The sequence below is a fragment of the Calothrix anomala FACHB-343 genome, from assembly GCF_014696435.1.
GTDB lineage: Bacteria > Cyanobacteriota > Cyanobacteriia > Cyanobacteriales > Nostocaceae > Aulosira > Aulosira anomala_A.
Map to the genome: position 1 here is coordinate 14,247 of NZ_JACJQG010000007.1, position 19,748 is coordinate 33,994.

At 41.3% G+C, this 19,748-nt stretch carries 12 protein-coding genes; 8 read left to right on the top strand and 4 right to left on the bottom strand.

Features of this window, described 5'->3' with window-relative positions; all coding sequences use genetic code 11:
• Positions 1–11: 11 nt before the first annotated feature.
• Positions 12–1,307, bottom strand: coding sequence for a dicarboxylate/amino acid:cation symporter (locus H6G08_RS05210; RefSeq protein ID WP_190539349.1), 1,296 nt, complete (start codon positions 1,305–1,307; stop codon positions 12–14).
• Between the two features lie 175 nt (positions 1,308–1,482).
• On the opposite strand from H6G08_RS05210, the gene dnaE reads away from it, so the two are divergent.
• Positions 1,483–5,358, top strand: a complete 3,876-nt coding sequence (gene dnaE / locus H6G08_RS37350) for a DNA polymerase III subunit alpha (protein ID WP_242046075.1) — start codon at positions 1,483–1,485, stop codon at positions 5,356–5,358.
• 227 nt (positions 5,359–5,585) lie between these two features.
• Here dnaE and H6G08_RS05230 read toward each other — a convergent pair whose 3' ends face one another.
• Positions 5,586–5,849 carry a hypothetical protein gene (locus H6G08_RS05230; RefSeq protein WP_190539351.1) on the bottom strand — a complete coding sequence of 88 codons (264 nt, stop codon included), beginning with the start codon at positions 5,847–5,849 and terminating at the stop codon, positions 5,586–5,588.
• 113 nt (positions 5,850–5,962) lie between these two features.
• On the bottom strand, positions 5,963–6,229 hold the full coding sequence (locus H6G08_RS05235; RefSeq protein ID WP_190539353.1) for a TRADD-N-associated membrane domain-containing protein: 267 nt from the start codon (positions 6,227–6,229) through the stop codon (positions 5,963–5,965).
• Between the two features lie 212 nt (positions 6,230–6,441).
• Between H6G08_RS05235 and H6G08_RS05240 the strand changes: the two genes are divergently transcribed.
• Entirely contained in the window at positions 6,442–7,821 is a 1,380-nt protein-coding gene (locus tag H6G08_RS05240) for a helix-turn-helix domain-containing protein (protein WP_242046076.1), read from the top strand.
• 134 nt (positions 7,822–7,955) lie between these two features.
• A complete protein-coding gene (locus H6G08_RS05245) occupies positions 7,956–9,662 on the top strand; it encodes a beta-propeller domain-containing protein (protein WP_190539355.1) in 1,707 nt (568 codons plus the stop codon).
• Between the two features lie 41 nt (positions 9,663–9,703).
• Here H6G08_RS05245 and H6G08_RS05250 read toward each other — a convergent pair whose 3' ends face one another.
• Positions 9,704–10,267, bottom strand: coding sequence for a Uma2 family endonuclease (locus H6G08_RS05250; RefSeq protein WP_190539357.1), 564 nt, complete (start codon positions 10,265–10,267; stop codon positions 9,704–9,706).
• Between the two features lie 45 nt (positions 10,268–10,312).
• Between H6G08_RS05250 and H6G08_RS05255 the strand changes: the two genes are divergently transcribed.
• The 5 genes from H6G08_RS05255 (at position 10,313) to murJ (ending at position 19,533) form a co-directional block, all read left to right on the top strand.
• Complete coding sequence (locus H6G08_RS05255) at positions 10,313–11,422, top strand: AAA family ATPase (protein ID WP_190539359.1); 1,110 nt, start codon at positions 10,313–10,315, stop codon at positions 11,420–11,422.
• Between the two features lie 435 nt (positions 11,423–11,857).
• The gene (locus H6G08_RS05260; protein WP_190539361.1) at positions 11,858–13,207 is read left to right on the top strand and encodes an FAD-binding oxidoreductase; all 1,350 of its coding nucleotides are present in this window, start codon (positions 11,858–11,860) and stop codon (positions 13,205–13,207) included.
• Between the two features lie 285 nt (positions 13,208–13,492).
• Positions 13,493–15,190: a serine/threonine-protein kinase gene (locus tag H6G08_RS05265; RefSeq protein ID WP_190539363.1), complete on the top strand. Its 1,698-nt coding sequence runs from the start codon at positions 13,493–13,495 to the stop codon at positions 15,188–15,190.
• 149 nt (positions 15,191–15,339) lie between these two features.
• Positions 15,340–17,535 carry a serine/threonine-protein kinase gene (locus tag H6G08_RS05270; protein WP_190539365.1) on the top strand — a complete coding sequence of 732 codons (2,196 nt, stop codon included), beginning with the start codon at positions 15,340–15,342 and terminating at the stop codon, positions 17,533–17,535.
• A gap of 393 nt (positions 17,536–17,928) precedes the next feature.
• Positions 17,929–19,533: a murein biosynthesis integral membrane protein MurJ gene (gene murJ / locus H6G08_RS05275; protein WP_190539367.1), complete on the top strand. Its 1,605-nt coding sequence runs from the start codon at positions 17,929–17,931 to the stop codon at positions 19,531–19,533.
• Positions 19,534–19,748: the final 215 nt, after the last annotated feature.

Consider the following 19,748-nt stretch of genomic DNA (forward strand, 5'->3'; position numbering starts at 1 on the left):
ACTCGTGAAAACTAAGCCTCGTCTAGAGTACGAGGCTTTTTGCCATCCAGTAAAGCGCTGACTGTCATGTCTCCCATGACATTAATTGCAGTCCGACAACGATCTAAAAACCAATCGACTGTGACTAATAAGGCAATATATTGGGTAGGCAAGCCCACCGAAGTAAAAACTAAGGTCATTGTCACTAGTCCCGCATTGGGAATTCCGGCTGCGCCAACCGAGGCAAAAATAGAGGTAAGCACAACTATTAATTGCTGTCCTAAATCTAAATGTTGCCCGATAACTTGAGAAATATATAATGCAGACATTGCCTCATAAAGGGCTGTCCCATCATTATTAAAATTGGCTCCAACTAGCGCCCCTAAAGAAGCTGAGGATTCTCTTAAACCGATTTTTGTTTGCAATACCTCAAAGGTAATTGGCATTGTCACTGTTGAAGAAGATGTGGAAAAAGCAGTCATAAAAGCATCGGAACCACCCATTAAAAATCTGATGGGATTTACCCAAGAACCGAATTGTACTCTAGTGAGATAGTAACAAGCTTGTAAAGCTAGGGCGACGAGGACGGCGATAATAAAGGCTGCTAGGGATTGGAAGGGCGCAAAACCTTTTTCCGCAACAGTTTTCGCTACAATACCAAATACGGCTAAAGGAACTAAGGCGATAACCCAGTTGAGAATGCGGATTACTGCTTCAAATAAAATAGCGATGACATCTTCTATTGGTTGGTAAGCATTTTTCCCTTGGGCAATTTGTTCTGATTTTAAGGCTCGGAGGACAATGCCAAAGGAAAGGGCAATAACTATTAGTTGAATAACGTTATTATCGACTAGTGGCTTGAGGATGGCATCAGGTACAGCATCTTTGAATAAACCCCAAGGATCGAGACTGTGACTGGCTACTGCTTCTGCGTTTGTTGGGGCGGCTAAAGTTCCCCAGCTACCAGGGTGCAAAACGTTGGCTACTAGCAACCCAATGAGAATGGCGACGGTGGTATTGGTTAACAGAAGAACTGCTAACCTTCTCCCAGCCGTACCGGGAATGGTGGTAGTCATGAAGGTGTGCAGTACGGCTACCAAAATTAAAGGTGTAGCTAGGGCGCGTAGGGCTTTAAGTACTAATTCGGCGGGAATTGCTAGGTTAGCGATGAATGTAGCGTTTTCTGGGCTGGGATTACCTCCACCAAGGGCGATTCCTAAGCTGACAGCAAGTAATAAGGCGATCGCAATTTGTAATGTCAGAGGGATACGCAGCCACCAAGGACGGGTTTTCGTTTCCAGCGAAGTTATGGTATCTGGTTCACTCATGTCTCAATAGGGGCTAAATCAACGGCTGTATTTATTTAAACATCTGTTGCGGAAGTGAAAATTACGCAAACGAGTTAATGTAAGATCCCGTTGCTTTCTTTGCAAAATCCTGCTCAAAGGGGTAAGTCACGGTTAAGCCTCAAGAGCTATCGTTGGTATGTGGTTGGAGATTAATATGTCCTTTGTCCCTTTGCATATTCACAGTGACTACAGCTTGCTTGATGGGGCGAGTCAGTTACCAGAGTTGGTAGATAGAGCGATCGCTTTGGGGATGAAAGCGATCGCCCTTACCGATCACGGCGTCATGTACGGTGCGGTAGAACTGATCAAAACTTGCCGCAGTAAGAACATTAAGCCAATTCTTGGCAACGAAATGTACATCATTAATGGCGATATTGAAAAGCAAGAACGCCGCCCCCGTTATCATCAAATTGTCTTAGCTAAAAATACCAAAGGCTACAAAAATTTAGTCAAATTAACTACTATTTCCCATCTCAAAGGTGTACAAGGAAAAGGTATTTTTTCTCGTCCTTGCATCAATAAGGAATTATTAAAAGAATATCATGAAGGATTGATAGTTACTAGTGCATGTTTGGGCGGAGAAATTCCCCAAGCAATTCTCAGTGGCAGACCAGATGCAGCCCGTAAAGTTGCTCAATGGTATAAAGATGTTTTTGGTGATGACTATTATTTAGAAATTCAAGACCACGGTTCTCAAGAAGATAGAATCGTCAATGTTGAAGTTATTAAAATTGCTAAAGAATTAAGCATTAAATTTGTTGCTACCAATGATTCTCATTACATTTCTTGCTTTGATGTCGAAGCCCACGATGCTTTGCTTTGCATTCAAACAGGCAAGCTAATTAGTGAAGATAATCGAATGCGTTATAGCGGCACAGAATATCTCAAATCTGCCGAAGAAATGAAGCTGCTATTTCGCGATCATTTACCCGATGATGTCATTGCCGAAGCTATCGCCACTACCGAAGAAGTAGCCGATAAAGTCGAGCCTTACCAAATTATGGGTGAGCCGCGAATCCCCAACTATCCCATACCATCAGGACATACAGCCGATACTTATGTAGAAGAAGTAGCTTGGCAAGGATTATTAGAAAGATTAAATCGTAAATCTCGTAATGAAGTAGACCGAGTATATAAAGAACGGCTGGAATATGAATTAAAAATGCTCCAGCAAATGGGATTTTCTACTTACTTTTTAGTAGTTTGGGATTACATCAAATTTGCTAGAGATAACAACATTCCTGTTGGCCCTGGAAGAGGATGTGTCTTAGCAGATACTAAAGTCATGCTGGCAAGTGGCGAACAAGTTAATATTAAAGATGTGCAAATTGGCCAACAGGTAATTACTCATCTTGGTAACATTTTACCTGTTACTAATAAACATGAATATCCCTGTGATGAAGAAATCGTTAAAATTGAGGTTGCTAATGAAGAACTATATTTAACTAAAGACCATAAAATTTGGGCAGTAAAAACTGATGAATGTACGGTAATGGGCGTTAAACAAGCCAATGTTTGTAAACCTAGCTGTACTAGATATTGTTCTGTAAAACCCTATCAAAATTACCAATTAAAATGGATAGAAGCAGGAAAATTACGCAAAAATGATTTTGTTGTCTTTCCTAGAGTGCAATCTGCTGAAGAAGAAATTGTCTTCGATCTGTTAGATTTTGTAGAATCTAAATCTTATTTAAAATTTGATCGAGAATTTATTTGGTATGAAATTGGTACAAATCATTTAATTACCAAGAAAATTCCTAGATACATATTATTTAACGCAGATCTCGCCAAAATTCTTGGTTATTATATTGCCGAAGGCTGGTCAAGATTGGGAGAAAGAGAATGTGCTATTGGGTTTGGTTTACACAAAGATGAGATAAATTATGCCGAGGAAATTTGCCATCTCATCAATCAAGTTTTTGGCTTAGAGAGTAAAATAGTTCCTCATCCAGAAAAGAAATCTCTCCAAGTTATCAGCTATTCGCGAATAGTGGGAGAATTTTTAGCTAATTTGTGCGGTAAAGGAGCGAACCATAAGCATATACCCACTGATATTATTACCAAAGGTAAATCTGAATATACCAGAATTTTAATTGCTTATCTGTTTCGCGGAGATGGGCATCCTGGCACAAAAGATAAAACTATCAATCTCAAATATACAACTACTTCTAGTAACCTCGCTTCACAATTAAGGCTACTACTAGCGCGTTTTGGCTACTGGGCATCTATTATTAAAAGGCCAAAACAAAAAGTCAATTGGTCTCCAGAATATTCTGTAAAGCTAGCAGGAAAACAGCTACTTGATTGGAATAGTGATTTTATGGATTTTCCCATAGGAGTGAAAATTCAAAAATTCTATCGAAATGATAGTTTTTATGTAGATGAGAATTATATTTATCTCAAAATTAGAGATAAAAAAACATTAAACTATAACGGTTATGTCTACGACATTAGCGTTCCTGGAGACACTTCCTATATAGGAAACTCAATTGCTATTCATAATTCTGCGGCGGGTTCTTTAGTCGCTTATGCGATGCGGATTACTAACATTGACCCCGTACATCATGGGCTACTATTTGAGCGTTTTTTGAACCCAGAACGGAAATCAATGCCTGATATTGATACGGATTTCTGCATTGAAAAACGCGATCAAGTCATAGATTATGTTACAGAAAAATATGGCGCTGACCGTGTAGCGCAAATTATTACCTTTAACCGTTTGACTTCCAAATCAGTATTAAAAGATGTCGCTAGAGTATTAAATATACCCTATGGCGAATCAGATAAAATGGCAAAAATGATTCCGGTGGTGCGGGGTAAACCAACTAAGTTAAAAGTGATGATTTCTGATGAAACCCCAGAACCAGAATTTAAAGCCAGATATGATAATGAACCCCATGTGCGCCATTGGGTTGATATGGCGATGCGCATTGAAGGAACTAACAAAACCTTTGGCGTTCACGCAGCAGGTGTAGTCATTTCCGCCGATCCCTTAGATGAAATTGTCCCGTTACAAAGAAATAACGATGGTTCCGTAATTACCCAATATTTCATGGAAGATTTGGAATCAATGGGATTGTTAAAAATGGACTTTTTGGGGTTACGGAATTTAACTTTAATTCAAAAAACTTTAGATTTAATTGAAGAAAATAAAGGGTATCGGGTTGATCCAGATGAAATTACTGGGCAAGAAAGAAAAGCGCAAAAAATATTAGCTAAAGGCGAACATACCACTTTACCTAAAGATGTAAAAAAGGCTTATGATTTATTAGAAGCTGGGGAATTAGAAGGAGTATTTCAGTTAGAATCTTCAGGGATGAAGCAGATAGTTAGAGATTTAAAACCTTCTAATATTGAAGATATTTCCTCAATTTTAGCACTTTATCGCCCAGGCCCTTTAGATGCAGGATTGATTCCTAAGTTTATTAACCGCAAACATGGCCGGGAAGAAATCGATTATGAAACGGAAATTTTAGAGCCAATATTAAATGAAACCTATGGAATCATGGTGTATCAAGAGCAAATTATGAAAATTGCTCAAGATATGGCTGGATATTCCCTGGGCCAAGCTGACTTATTGCGTCGCGCGATGGGTAAAAAGAAAGTTTCCGAGATGCAAAAGCAGCAAGAAAAGTTTATTGATGGTGCGACTAAAAACGGCGTGAAAAAGCAAGTAGCTGAAAAGTTATTTGACGATATGTTGAAGTTTGCCGAATATTGTTTAAGCTACGATACACCAGTTTTAACAGTAGAATATGGCTTAATTTCCATTGGGGAAATTGTCGAGAAACAATTGGCATGTAGCATATATAGTGTTAATAAAAATGGCAATGTTTATACTCAACCTGTAGCACAGTGGCATAATCGCGGTCAACAAGAAGTATTTGAATATTGTTTAGAAGATGGTTCGATAATTCGGGCGACAAAAGACCATAAATTTATGACTACTGATGGAGAAATGTTAGCGATTGATGAAATTTTTGAAAAAGAATTGGATTTGTTACAGGTTCAGCAATTACCAGAATGTTAATTTTTGTCGGCTTGAGTGCTTTATCGGATTTTATATTAGGTAAATGGCACGAAAGCGCCATTAAACCGGAGAATTAACAATGCTGGGGCGTGCCCTGAGCGAAGTAGAAGGGCACGAGCATAATTAATACAATAGTTTATAGAAATATTTCACTGAATTTTCTCGTATTTTAGAAAAGCATTGGCGTATCCCGTCGTAGATATCGCCTTTTTTACTCAAAGTTAGCGTTAAAAACCTAAAACTGTGTAGGTTGGGTTGAGGAACGTAGACGCGGAGCGGCTTCCCGCAGGGTAACCCAACATTTTCGCCGCTTCGAGTCTAGAACATGACGGTTGAGGTTTAAAACGAGAATGTTCCTGTTTTGAAGGCGAAGTTTCATATTCCAAACGAGAACGTTGGTGTTCGGAAGGCGAAGTTTCATGTTCCGAACGAGAATGTTCCTGTTCGGAAGGCGAAGTTTCATGTTCCGAACGAGAATGTTCCTGTTCCAAACGAAAACTTTCCTGTTCTCAACGAGAATGTTCTCGTTTGCAAGGCGAAATGAGGAGATAATTGCCCCAACTTTCAGGTTATTTTAAGGATTATGGGGCAATTATCCGTAAATTTACTGCTCTGCTTGTTCTATTATCTTTAATAGTTTTTCTTTAGTTTGCTTGGCGAATTGAATGCTGGTGATAGTAGCCAGTGCGCCACCTCCTGCTGCGAGGCTGGCTTCGGATACTTTGTTGAAATACAGCAAACCTACACCGCCTAAAGTCATCATGGCAGAAGCGGCGGTGACACTCAAAGCTAAATTGAAGGTTAACTTTGCTTGTCTTAATAGTTCTTGCATAAATTCTGCTTTTAAATTTTGATGATTATGATTTTGCATTTTTAGACTCCTGAATATTTCTTGCTAGGATTTGTATATGGGTATCCTAATCAAGAAAATTTAGGTATTCCAGGGCAAATAGATTCAATTAATCTTGATTATCTGCCCTCTAATTTAGGGCAATTAGGGTTACTTGCAAAACCTCTCTGCCCTATACAGTAAAATTTAATATTGTTTATCCTTTTATTAGTTTTATTTCTATTTAAAAATTTATGATGCTTGATTCCAATAAAGTAAAGGCTAGTGAAGAGGGTAAAACTCGGCTCAGAGAAGCCATGAAGCAAGCAAAATTGACTCAAGAAGAATTAGCAGAACAAGCTAAAGTAAGTGTTGACACTATTAAACGGCTGCTTGGTACTAAACCTGCGCCTAATGGAGTCGAAAGATGGAATGTGAAGAATATTGCGAAAGTTTTAAACATTAGCCCGTTAGATATAATTCACCATCAAGACTGGAATCAACACCTGCAATTACCACAAGAATTTGAACCGCTAATTAAAGAAAAGATTCGCTCGTTTTGTGGGCGAGCATTTGTATTTAAAGAGTTTGCAGATTTTCTCAAAAAATATCCCAAGGGGTATTTTACCGTAATCGGTGATGCTGGGATGGGGAAAAGTGCTATAGCAGCCAAGTATGTTTACGATCGTCAGGCAATTTGTTATTTTAATGTCTTGCAAGATGGGCGTAATCGCCCGGAGTTATTTCTTAAAAGCATTCGTCAACAGCTAATTAATCGCTACCAGTTAGAAAATGCTGAGAATGATGATTTATCAGCTTTGTTAGTTAAAGCTAGTAGCAAAATTCCTGATGGTGAAAACTTGGTGATTGTGGTTGATGCTTTGGATGAAGTAGAACAAGAACCAGGCGGAGAAAATATTTTATATTTGCCTAAGACTCTACCAGATAAAGTTTATTTTTTGCTGACGAGGCGGCGCTATGAACCCAGTAAAAAGCGTTTATATACTGAAGGTGTCGAACAAGTAGAGTTAGATTTAACAGCAAGTCAGTATATTGAATTCAGTCGTGATGATATTCAAGAATATATTCGCTTCATTCTCAACCATGATAAAGAGTGGAAAGATGGTTTGAGGAAGTGGATGCAAGAACGAAATATTGCTGATAAAACTTTTATTGAGCAGGTGGCAGAGAAAAGTGAAAATAACTTTATGTATCTGCGCTATGTTTTACCAGCCATTGCGCGGGGTTTTTATAATGACTTGAGTTTAACGCAATTACCAGATGGTCTTCAGCAATATTATCAAACCCACTGGGCAAGGATGGGGATGAATAAGAAAGATGAAGAGATTAAAGTAATTATTTTGTTTATTTTAGTGGAGATTGGCACGCCCATACCTTGTGAAATGATTGCTAAGATTGCTGGTAAAGAGGAGTTTGAGGTGCAAAAAGTTTTAGATGACTGGGTAGAGTATTTGAAAAAACAGAATATAGAAGGAGATGATTGTTACAGCATCTATCACGCCAGTTTTTTAGATTTTCTCCAAGCGCAAAGAGCATTGCAAGCCAAGCGACAGCTATTTACAGAGGTGAATCAACGAATTGTTGATTATTGGGATAGGATTATGCAAAATTAGTCAGATGTAGGGTGTGTTATGCCGCAGGCTAACGCACCTTAATTCTTTTTTGGTCATTAGCGTTAGGAAAAAAGTTGTTGGTTGTTGGGTTTCGTTCCTCAACCCAACCTACAGATTGAAAAATATAAAATGAAATGGTCGAAACAACTAATAAATCTTTATCTAAAAAGTCTTACATTCCCAAAGCTTATCTGGGCAGGTATCCTTATAATCTGATCAACTCTGGAAATTTCGAGAAGTATTACCAAACCCTGACTGATTTTGATTTCATTTATGCCAAACTTAATCACCCTGAGTTTGGAGTGCAATCGTTAATTGAAGATTATGATTTGATTGATAATGCTGAAACCTGTGAGAAATTCAAAACTCTGAAATTGCTTCAAGACGCATTAAGACTATCAGCCCATGTTTTAGTAACAGATAAGCAGCAATTAGCGAGTCAATTGCACGGCAGGTTACTACATAAGAAAATGCCAAAGGATATTCAGGCATTATTGAGACAAATTCAGCAACAGACAACTACCCCTTGGCTGTGTCCCGTAACCCCAAGCTTAACGCCACCAGGGGGAAGCTTAATCCGCACCCTCAGTGGTCATCGTAACTCAGTAAATGCGATCGCCGTTACTGCCGATGGTCAACGGGTGATTTCTGCTTCCCTTGACAACACCCTCAAAGTCTGGAATCTGCAAACAGGAGCAGAACTGTTCACCCTCATGGGTCATAGTGACGATGTAAATGCGATCGCCCTTACCCCCAATGGCAAACAGGTGATTTCCGCATCTGATGACAAAACCCTCAAAGTCTGGAATCTGGAGACAGGGAAAGAACTGTTCACCCTCAGAGGTCATAGTGACTGGGTAAATGCGATCGCCCTTACCCCCGATGGCCAACAGGTGATTTCCGCATCCCGTGACTCTACCCTCAAAGTCTGGAATCTGGAGACAGGGAAAGAACTGTTCACCCTCAGAGGTCATAGTGACTGGGTAAATGCGATCGCCCTTACCCCCAATGGCCAACAGGTGATTTCCGCATCTGATGACAACACCCTCAAAGTCTGGAATCTGAACACAGGGAAAGAACTGTTCACCTTCAGAGGTCATAGTTCCGTTGTAAATGCGATCGCCCTTACCCCCAATGGCCAACAGGTGATTTCCGCATCCCGTGACTCTACCCTCAAAGTCTGGAATCTGCAAACAGGAGCAGAACTGTTCACCCTCAGTGGTCATAGTTCCGTTGTAAATGCGATCGCCCTTACCCCCAATGGCCAACAGGTGATTTCCGCATCTGATGACAACACCCTCAAAGTCTGGAATCTGAATATAGTGAAAGAACTGTTCACCTTCAGAGGTCATAGTGACATTGTAAATGCGATCGCCCTTACCCCCAATGGCAAACAGATGATTTCCGTATCCCATGACAACACCCTCAAAGTCTGGAATCTGGACACAGGGAAAGAACAGTTCACCCTCAGAGGTCATAGTAACTCGGTAAATGCGATCGCCCTTACCCCCAATGGCCAACAGGTGATTTCCGCATCCCATGACAACACCCTCAAAGTCTGGAATCTGGACACAGGGAAAGAACAGTTCACCCTCAGAGGTCATAGTAACTCGGTAAATGCGATCGCCGTTACTGCCGATGGTCAACGGGTGATTTCTGGTTCCCGTGACAACACCCTCAAAGTCTGGAATCTGAAGACAAGGAAGGTAATTGCCACTTTTACAGGCGATTATCCCATTTTGTGCTGTGCAGTTGCACCCAATGGCGTGACAATTGTGGCGGGGGATTCTTCAGGAATGGTGCATTTTTTGCAGGTTGAAAACACAGAGAATAATTCGTAATTCGTAATTCGTAATTCGTAATTGAGAAACTACACAATATACTAGTGACTGAGAATTTCGTTGACGCTAATATTTACATCGGGGAAACTTGGAATTGATAAAGTTTGACCGCTAGCGAACTTTTGCATAAACTGATATCCTGCGGCGGTGGGTTGTTGATAAACTTCGACAATTTGCTTGTTAATATCTACTAACCAAACTTCAATTATGTTTGCTTCTGCATATAAAGGAATTTTCTGTTCTCGGTCATACTCAATAGTTGAATCAGCTACTTCAATTAATAAAAAAATATCCTGGGGTTGGGGGTGAGCAGTGGCGTAAAAATCATCACGGGGTTTAAGTAAGGCTACATCTGGCTGAGGTTGTGAGTTATCGTTTAGTTCCACAGGGTCTTGAATAGCAATGAGAACCCTATCCCTTAACTTAGTAGACAAGAGTTTGTTTAAGCATTTCACACAAGCAGCGTGTTTAGTTCCAATAGGCGACATCTCAATAATTTCTCCCCGTATCAATTCCACTCGGTCATCTTCTGTGAGAATACCTGACTCAAGCATTTTATGATATTGCTCAACTGTGAATTTCCGTCTTAATAACTGCACAGTCATGACTACCTCCACTGTTGCCTCATCTTATAATTATTCCTCACAATTATGAATTCACCACCCAAACCACCTACTACCATCAATTCCAGAGGACATCCCCCAGAGTTTGAGCAAATTATTCAAGCCAAAAGCCATAATTTTATCGGTCGTGAATTTGTATTTACAGCGATTGATGAATTTATTAAGCGTTATCGCCGGGGTTACTTCACCATCACAGGCGCACCCGGTAGCGGTAAAAGTGCAATTCTCGCCAAATATGCAACAGATAATCCTCATGTTGTCTATTACAACGTTGAAGTTGAGGGTAAAAATCGCGCTGAGGAATTTATTAACAATATTTGCACTCAACTTATAGAGATTTTTGCTATTGATAATTTACCTGTAGAGACATTCCAGCTAACATCTCTACATCAATTAATCCAAAAAATCAGCGATGAGTTAGCACCTGAGCAAAAATTAATCATTACTATTGATGGCTTAGACCGCATTGACCGTAGTAATCAATCTCCTGGGACAAATTTATTTTATCTTCCCCGATATCTGCCAGATAAAGTTTATTTCCTCCTCACCCGCCGACCTTTTTTAAAAGAGAAATCGGGTTTATTAATAGAAACACCATTCCAAACTCTAAATTTAGCCGAATACCCCGCAGAAAATCAGCAAGATATCCAAAGATATATTCAACAATTTACCCTTCGGCTACGCTCAGGGTTAAATCATGAATATATACAAGCTTGGTTAAATCATCAGCATATCAACGAGCAAGAATTATGTAATATTCTGGCTACTAAATCGGCAAATAATTTTATGTATATTAGCCAAGTTTTAACTGCTATGGCTGAAGGTTTTGATGCAGAATCTTTTGATTTAAATCAACTGCCAACAGGTTTAGAAACATATTATCAACAGCATTGGCAACAAATGAAGGCTGCAAATCAAGATGAGGAATTGAGCCAAGCTGTGTTGAATATTTTAGTTAAACAACAGCAGCCGCTATCTGTAGCAGCCATTGCTGAATTAATTAATGCGGATGAATTTGATATTGAGGAAGTGTTAGAAAGTTGGTTTGAGTTTTTAATTCAAGAAGATATTGCCGGGGAAGAATATTATAGTTTTTATCATCATAGTTTCCGGGAATGGTTGGCAAATAAAGTTTAAATTGTGTTGGCGATACATCAATATATATTCTACTCGGATTTCTCACCACACCTCGAATGGAGGAGTAATGAGTAGTGAGTAAGGAGTAATGAGTAATGAGTAAGAATGCGCCTGTTGCTCTCTTACTTATTACTCATTACCCATTACTTATTACTCATCATCAAACGCTTCATAAGCTTGTGAGAAATGCGGGTCTAGAGGGCATGGTAGTGCCCATTGGTGTTAACTTAAGCTCAAAACCTTTCTCTATCTCGTTTCCAGCCTCCGGCTGGAAATGCGTATTGCGAGGCTCCGCCTCTCAAGCTGATAAATTGAGGCGGAGCCTCAGGATCATCGCTCCCACGCAGAGCATGGGAGCCAGTCAGGATAAGGGTTTTGCGTTAAGTTGATACAGGTGGGCAGTGCCATGCCCCTACAAATTGGTATAAAATTCTCATGACAACTTTTAACTTAGATACCCTAACTGCGGCTTTTGCAGATATCGAAATCATCACCGATACCGCCCAAATTGCTAAATTATCCCAGGATTATCACACTTTTAGCCCGGTTCTCGTCCCTAAATTAGCCGGGAAAGTGGGGGATATTGTCGTGCGTCCCGCCAATGAAGCGGAAGTGATTAAGGTGGCTGCAACCTGTGCTAAACACCGCATCCCTGTGACTGTGCGGGGTGCGGGTACGGGGAATTATGGACAATGCGTACCCCTACATGGTGGTGTCATCCTGGATATGACGAAAATGAATGAAGTTCTCTGGCTAAAACCAGCAGTAGTGCGGGTGGAAGCTGGGGTAAAATTGGCAGCTTTGGATAAAAAAGCGCGGGAAATTGGCTGGGAAATTAGAATGGCTCCTTCTACCTACCGTACAGCTACCCTGGGCGGCTTTATTGCTGGGGGTAGTGGGGGGATTGGTTCAATTCAATATGGTTTATTAGGCGATCGCGGTAATATTATCGGACTGCGAGTGGTAACTTTAGAAGAGGAACCCCAGATTATTGAGTTACGCGGCGATGATGTCCAAAAAGTCAATCATGCATGGGGTATCAATGGCATTATCACCCAAGTTGAACTGCCCTTAGCCCCTGCTTATCCTTGGGCGGAAGTAATTGTTACCTTTGACGATTTCATGGAAGCGGCTAAATTTGGCTATGCTTTGGGTAATGCTGATGGCATGATGAAAAAATTAATTACTGTGTTTGCATCTCCAATTCCCGAATATTTTCAAGCTTTACAGCAATATATCAGCCCAGGGAAACAAGCAGTATTTTTAATTATCGCCGAGCCAAGTCTGGAATTTTTACCCGGATTAGTGCAACAATACGGCGGGGAAATTACTTACCAAAAGCTAGCACAGGATACAGGTAAAGGCATAAATTTAGCGGAATTTACCTGGAATCACACCACCTTACACGCCCGCACTGTCGATACTTCCATTACTTATTTGCAAAGCCTGTTTCCCCCAGATTCGCAGTTGCAATTAGTCGAGCAGATGTATCATCACTTTGGGGATGAAGTCATAATGCATTTAGAATTTTTCCGTGTCAGGGGTGCAGTAATAGCCTGTGGTTTACAACTCGTGCGTTACACCACAGAAGCACGCCTCAATGAGATTATCCAATATCACGAAGCCCAAGGAATTGCGATCGCCAATCCCCATACATACATCATCGAAGACGGCGGTAGAAAAGTCATTGACCCCGAACAGTTAAAATTTAAAGAAATGGTTGACCCTTATGGATTGATGAATCCCGGTAAGAGCAAAGTTTTAGAATTCAAAGTTTCCCAATAATGGGCAGGGGGCAGGGGGCAGGGGGCAGGGGGCAGGGAGCAGGGAGCAGGGGGACAAGGAAGACAAGGGGGACAAGGAGGATTAATGATAATTGTACAGACGCGATGAATCGCGTCTCTAACCTATTCATCGCGTCTCTGATCATTGATTAATAATTTTTACACGCTTTATAGCTTTCTAAAGCCATAGCTACTTGCTGGACTGGGTTAAAATTGCGAAAATTTCTGTAACTGGAACATTGCCTGTTGTAGCAATTTCTAAAAACCTAGTTTATCTCTCAGCGCCATGCAAGTATTTTGCACTAAAAATCACGTAAATAATGGCAGTAACCGTTTTTGCACTCACTGCGGTGAACCTTTACCTCTACCTGTCGGGCAGCTTGTGGATAAGCGCTACAAAATTATACGTCAATTAGGGCAAGGCGGTTTTGGGCGGACTTACTTGGCTGAGGATAAAAATCAAGCAAATAAACAATGCGTACTTAAGGAATTTGCGCCACAAGTTCAAGATCCCCAGGATTTACAAAAAGCGAAGGAGTTATTTGAACGAGAAGCCAAGACTTTAAAAAAACTCCAGCATCCGCAAATCCCCAAATTTCACGCTTCCCTACAAGAGAAATTAGGGGGTAAAGATTTCTTCTTTTTAGTCCAAGATTATATAGATGGTGATAATTACCGCCAGTTGTTAGAACAGCGTCAAAGTCAAAAGCAGACTTTTAGCGAAGAAGAAGTCTTAACTTTATTAGAAAAAATCTTACCGGTGCTGGCTTACCTCCATTCTCAAGATGTAGTTCACCGCGATATCTCCCCCGATAACTTGATTTGGCGACGTTCTGATAGTCTCCCGGTGTTGATTGACTTTGGCGGTGTGAAGCAGTTACCGGCTTCTCAAGGTTTTTGGTTTACTCAGTTGGCGGTACATAATACTTTGTTGGGGAAAACAGGCTATGCTCCCGAAGAACAGTTACGCCAAGGTAAAGTTTATTTTAGTAGCGATTTATATTCTCTGGCGGTGACAGCTTTGGTGCTGTTGACAGGGAAGGAACCACAAGCGCTGTATGACAGTTATCAAGGAATTTGGCTGTGGGGAAAAGAAATTAAAGTCAGTCCGAAATTAGAAGCTGTCTTTAAAAAGATGTTGGCATATCAACCGAATGCACGTTATCAAAATGCTAATCAAGTTTTAAAAGATTTACCAACAAAAGGCGCAACAGTAGCGGCTAAACCCCAGAATCCGCAAATTACTAAACTGAAAACAATGATTGTCGCCCCTGGGGGTAAACAAACACGACAAGTTATCAGTAAAATTCACCAGAAAACACAATTAATCGCTAATAAAATGCCGCTTCCTGTGTGGATGCGTCCGTTTGCGGTGAGTATGCTGGGAACATCGGTAATCGTTTTAATTGTTGCGGGGAGTTTTGCAGCCGTTAACGCCATTATTCGCGGCGTATCGTCAATTTCCTTACCCACACTGCCCACAGTTTCCAATCCTATTGGTAAACCAGGTAACGATAAACCAAATCAACAACCAGGGCGTCTCAGTCAAATTCTCAGTCGTCGTCAACAACTGGAAATTCCCGAAGCATATTTCATCCGCATGGTAGATAATTTGTTTTACGCCCAAAAGCCAGAATTACAAAGACGCGCCCTCACCGGGAAATCAGAAGATGCACCATTACGGGATGAATGGGCTGGTATTGCCGAAAACTTGTTACAAAAACTGGAACAGGCTCAACTCAGTCCCGCAGCTCGTCGTAAACTAGGAAGCTACTCGCAAAAAGATTTCGACAGATGGAGGGAACAAGCAAAAGCTGGGCAGTTCGGTGATTATACGCTAAAAGAATTAACAAAAGATACTAATACACAATTCGATCGCTTGTTTCCCGGAAAACAAGGCGAAAGAAGCAACCTGCAAACTTATGGTCAAATTTGGTATGCGATCGCAGCCGATCGCGTCAGTAAGGTACAATCTGGCAATTGATGAAGCAGGGGGGCAGGGAGCAGGGAGCAGGGGGACAAGGAGGACAAGGAGGACAAGGGAGATTACTGACTACTGACTACTGACTATTGACTATTGACTATTGACCATTGACCATTGACAAATGACTATTGACTATTGACTAAATTAATATGCCTTTTTCTTATTGCTCCCAAGGACATGAAAATCCCGCAGGTAGTCGGTTTTGCTTGACTTGCGGTGAGAAACTATCAGATACACCTATAAATTACAATATTCAAGCTGGACAAGTTTTAGGCGATCGCTATTTAATTGTCCGTCAAATTGGTCAAGGTGGTTTTGGACGGACTTATTTAGCGGAAGATATCAACCGTTTCCGCGAACTTTGTGTATTAAAGGAATTTTCCCCCCAGGTACAAACGGCTTACGTTTTACAAAAGGCGGAGGAATTATTTCAACGGGAAGCTAGCGTTCTCTACCAACTGCAACATCCCCAAATTCCCCGATTTCGCGAAAATTTCCGTATAAATTTAGCAGGTAAGGAATATTTATTTTTAGTTCAAGATTATGTCGAAGGACAAGCTTATAATTCTTTATTAAATAATCGCCTCAAGCAAAATATGCGGTTTACAGAGGCGGAAATTAGACAGTTATTACAGCAAATTCTCCCAGTTTTAGAATATATCCACGCTTTAGGCGTAATTCATCGCGATATTTCCCCCGATAATTTAATTCTGCGTCAAGCGGATCAATTACCAGTATTAATTGATTTTGGCGGTGTAAAACAAGTTGTAGCTGCGGTGGCTTCCCAATATTATCAGCCTGGGGTTGTGGCTTCGCCGCCAGCCGCCACTTTACTAGGTAAGGTGGGATTTGCACCACCAGAACAAATGCAAACTGGTTTGGTATCTCCCCACAGCGATTTATATGCTTTAGCGGCTACCATGTTAGTTTTACTGACAGGAAAACAGCCCCAGGAATTAATTGATACCTATAGTCTAGATTGGCAATGGCAAAGAGAAGTTAGCCTGAGTCCGAGTTTGGCAGAGTTACTCAATAAAATGTTATCGCCAAGACCAGGCGATCGCTATCAATCGGCGCGTCAAGTTCTCGAATTACTCAACCAACCCCAGGGACTCAGCTACATACCCACCCAACCACCTACCCAAGCACCACCACCAGCACCAATTCCTCAACCCCATCAGCCCACAACAGCAACGGAGACTATAGCGATATCTTCTCCCCGTTATCCAACTCCCTCGGTTCCTGTGGCTTCTCCTCCTCCCCCACCAGGAGATTCTTGGACATCAACCAAAACTTTGCTGGTAGGTTTAGCAACAGCAGGAGTTGTAGGTTTAGGTGTGTGGGGAATTAGTAAGGTAATTAACCCCGGCGATCCTGGTGGTGGGGGAATTTCCGCTTCACCGACACCAACAGCGACTAATAACCCTCCGCAATATTCCCCAGAAGAACAAGCACGCAAAGATAAATTGCGCGATCGCCGTCAGCAGTTGGGTATAGATAATGACTTTTTTGTAAAATTAGTTAATCAACTGTTTTGGGAGAAAAACCCCAGTTTAACAGGACGAACTTTAAGCGATCGCCCGGAAGATGAAAGTTTACGAGCAGAATGGGATAAACTCGCAGGGGATATATTAACTAAACTCGCACCACTGAGTAACAAAGCCCGCCAACAACTAAGTACATATACCACAGCAGAACGCGATCGCTGGAAAGTTGCAGTTAACCAAATTAATGTCGGTAGTCGTTCTTTATACGATTTAGGCGATGCAGCCTTTTTCGCCACTTTCCCCACCCAACGCGGTAAAGAATTTATCGATCAACCCACAGGACAAGTATGGTACGCCTTTGTGAGTGATAAACTCAACGCCATCTTAGCGAATAGCGCCTTTGGTAAAATCACCTTTGATGCAGGAAGCACAAGTAAAACAGTTAGCGGTAAGCTCAGTGCAACTAACGGTAAAGTATTTATCGCTGATTTGGCGAAAGAGCAAGCATTAGAAGTGAATCTCAAAGCCAATAATAAAGTTTTGCTATCAATTTATTCCCCTTCTGGGAAAATCGCTTTTTTAGAAGATTCCACTAAACGCACTTTATCAACCACCTTACCCGAAGCTGGATTTTATGAATTTGTGGTTGTAAATACCGCATCCTCACCAGCCGATTATCAGCTGACTATCAACGCCGAATCGCCTACACCCATACCATCGCCAACGCCAACTGTAACGGAAACACCCACACCATCACCATCCCCTACAGCCACACCATCACCATCACCCACACCATCACCGACTGTTACCCCTTCACCAACACCAACACCATCACCTACAGCCACGCCATCACCCTAATATTATCAATTTACCCGTAGGGGCGGGGTCTCCCCCATTGGTGTCAACTTAAGCTCAGAACCCTTCTCTATCTCGTTTCCAGCCTCCGGCTGGAAATGCGTATTGCGAGGCTCCGCCTCGTCTTCTAATAAATTGAGGCAGAGCCTCATAAATCTCAGCTCCCACGCAGAGCATGGGAGCTAGATGGAATGGGGGTTTTACGTTAAGTTGACACGTATGGGTCTCCCCGCCCCGCTCCCCGCCGCGCACCACCCCGACAATTTGGGATAAATTATGTTTGATGGAAAAATCAGAAATTAAAAATACCAATGATGAAAAATTGCCTGACACCATCTACAATTTCAGGTTAATGTTTTCAGATATCGACTCAGCAAGAGTTTTCAGGTATTATTCGTGACAAAACAAGACCAAAAACCCTCTCGTTCTTTCGCTGGAATTGCTGGCATTGTTGCCATTGCTACCTTAATTAGTAAAATATTCGGTTTAATCAGACAGCAAGCGATCGCTGCGGCTTTTGGTGTGGGTGCTGCTGCTACTGCTTATAGTTATGCCTATATTATTCCAGGGTTTTTATTAATTTTACTCGGTGGTGTTAACGGGCCGTTACATAGTGCCATTGTCAGTGTTTTAGCTAAACGCAAGCAAGAAGAAGCTGCGCCTTTGGTGGAAACAGTAACAACCTTTGTGGGTGGCATATTATTAATAGTCACATTTGCCCAGATTTTCTTTGCAGATGAGCTAGTTGATGTCATTGGACATGGTTTGGATGGAACAACCAGAGCGATCGCTATCCAACAAATCCAAATTATGGCACCAATGGCTTTATTTGCTGGCTTTATCGGTATTGGCTTTGGGACTCTCAACGCTGCGAATCAATATTGGCTGCTTTCCCTTAGCCCTTTACTATCTAGCATTACCGTTGTTATTGGTATCGCCATCTTAGCCGTGCAATATGGCAAAGATATTATTCTCCCACAATATGCTTACGTCGGCGGTATGGTGTTAGCTTGGGGAACCTTAGCCGGCGCAATTCTGCAATGGGTAGTACAGTTAGTTGTACAGTGGCGCTTAGGATTAGGAACATTAAAGCTGCGATTTGATTTTAAATCCCCTGGAGTTCAAGAAGTCATTAAAATTATGACACCGGCGACAATTTCCTCCGGAATGATGCCGATTAATTTTGCTACCGCCCTTTACTTTGCTAGCCCTATCCCCGGTGCTGCGGCTGGTTTTAATTATGCCAACCTCCTAGTGCAAACACCTCTAGGGATTATTTCTAACATTATTTTGTTACCATTATTACCAATATTTGCCAAGCTTGCCGCCCCAGAAAACTGGCCGGACTTGAAATTACGCATTCGCCAAGGATTGTTACTTACCGCCTTTACCATGTTACCTTTAGGCGCACTCATGGTAGTTCTATCCGTGCCCATTGTGCAAATAGTTTATGAACGGGGTGCTTTTAAACAAGATGCAACAGAGTTGGTTTCTTCCTTGCTAATTGCTTATGGTATTGGCATGTTTGCCTATTTAGGGCGTGATGTATTAGTCCGAGTATTTTATGCTTTAGGCGATGGACAAACACCATTTCGCATTAGTACCTTTAATATTTTCCTCAACGCCTTACTAGATTGGTTATTAGTGCAACCTTTTGGCGCACCTGGTTTAGTCTTAGCTACCGTAGGCGTCAATTGTAGTTCCATGTTAATGCTGTTATGGATACTCAATCGCAAAATTGACGGCTTACCTTGGCGCGAATGGAGTATACCCATCATCGGCTTAACTGCTGGGAGCATTGTTTCTGGGGTAGCTAGCTATGGTGCTTTAGTCGCTTGTCAGCAGGTATTTAAATCCACAAATTTAGTCATTCTCCTCATTGAAGTATCTATTGCTGGCTTAGTAGGAATTGCTGTATTTGCTGTCTTTGTTACATGGCTAAAGATACCAGAGGTGAATAGTTTTGTAGTACGTATGCGTCAGAGATTTTTGAAAAAATAAGCAATTTACACTGATTTTCAGCTAAATTCACGCCTCAGCCAAGGGCACAATATGATTGTGTCCTTTTGTGTAAGCTATAAAAAACACAACACAAAGTTCTGCTGTAAGTAGGCAATTGTAATTATGTAACGAAACCCAACATTTATAGCTGCAGCCAGATAGATTAGGACATCAAGCTAAGATAAAACCCTGACAATACAAGGCTTTTAACTCTG

Excerpts from the sequence above, each read along its gene's own strand:
- H6G08_RS05235 (WP_190539353.1), bottom strand. The coding sequence starts at position 6,229 with ATGCAAAATCATAATCATCAAAATTTAAAAGCAGAATTTATGCAAGAA.
- H6G08_RS05240 (WP_242046076.1), top strand. The coding sequence starts at position 6,442 with ATGATGCTTGATTCCAATAAAGTAAAGGCTAGTGAAGAGGGTAAAACT.
- H6G08_RS05250 (WP_190539357.1), bottom strand. The coding sequence starts at position 10,267 with ATGACTGTGCAGTTATTAAGACGGAAATTCACAGTTGAGCAATATCAT.
- H6G08_RS05210 (WP_190539349.1), bottom strand. The coding sequence starts at position 1,307 with ATGAGTGAACCAGATACCATAACTTCGCTGGAAACGAAAACCCGTCCT.
- H6G08_RS05270 (WP_190539365.1), top strand. The coding sequence starts at position 15,340 with ATGCCTTTTTCTTATTGCTCCCAAGGACATGAAAATCCCGCAGGTAGT.
- H6G08_RS05245 (WP_190539355.1), top strand. The coding sequence starts at position 7,956 with ATGGTCGAAACAACTAATAAATCTTTATCTAAAAAGTCTTACATTCCC.
- H6G08_RS05265 (WP_190539363.1), top strand. The coding sequence starts at position 13,493 with ATGCAAGTATTTTGCACTAAAAATCACGTAAATAATGGCAGTAACCGT.
- dnaE (WP_242046075.1), top strand. The coding sequence starts at position 1,483 with ATGTCCTTTGTCCCTTTGCATATTCACAGTGACTACAGCTTGCTTGAT.
- H6G08_RS05260 (WP_190539361.1), top strand. The coding sequence starts at position 11,858 with ATGACAACTTTTAACTTAGATACCCTAACTGCGGCTTTTGCAGATATC.
- H6G08_RS05255 (WP_190539359.1), top strand. The coding sequence starts at position 10,313 with ATGAATTCACCACCCAAACCACCTACTACCATCAATTCCAGAGGACAT.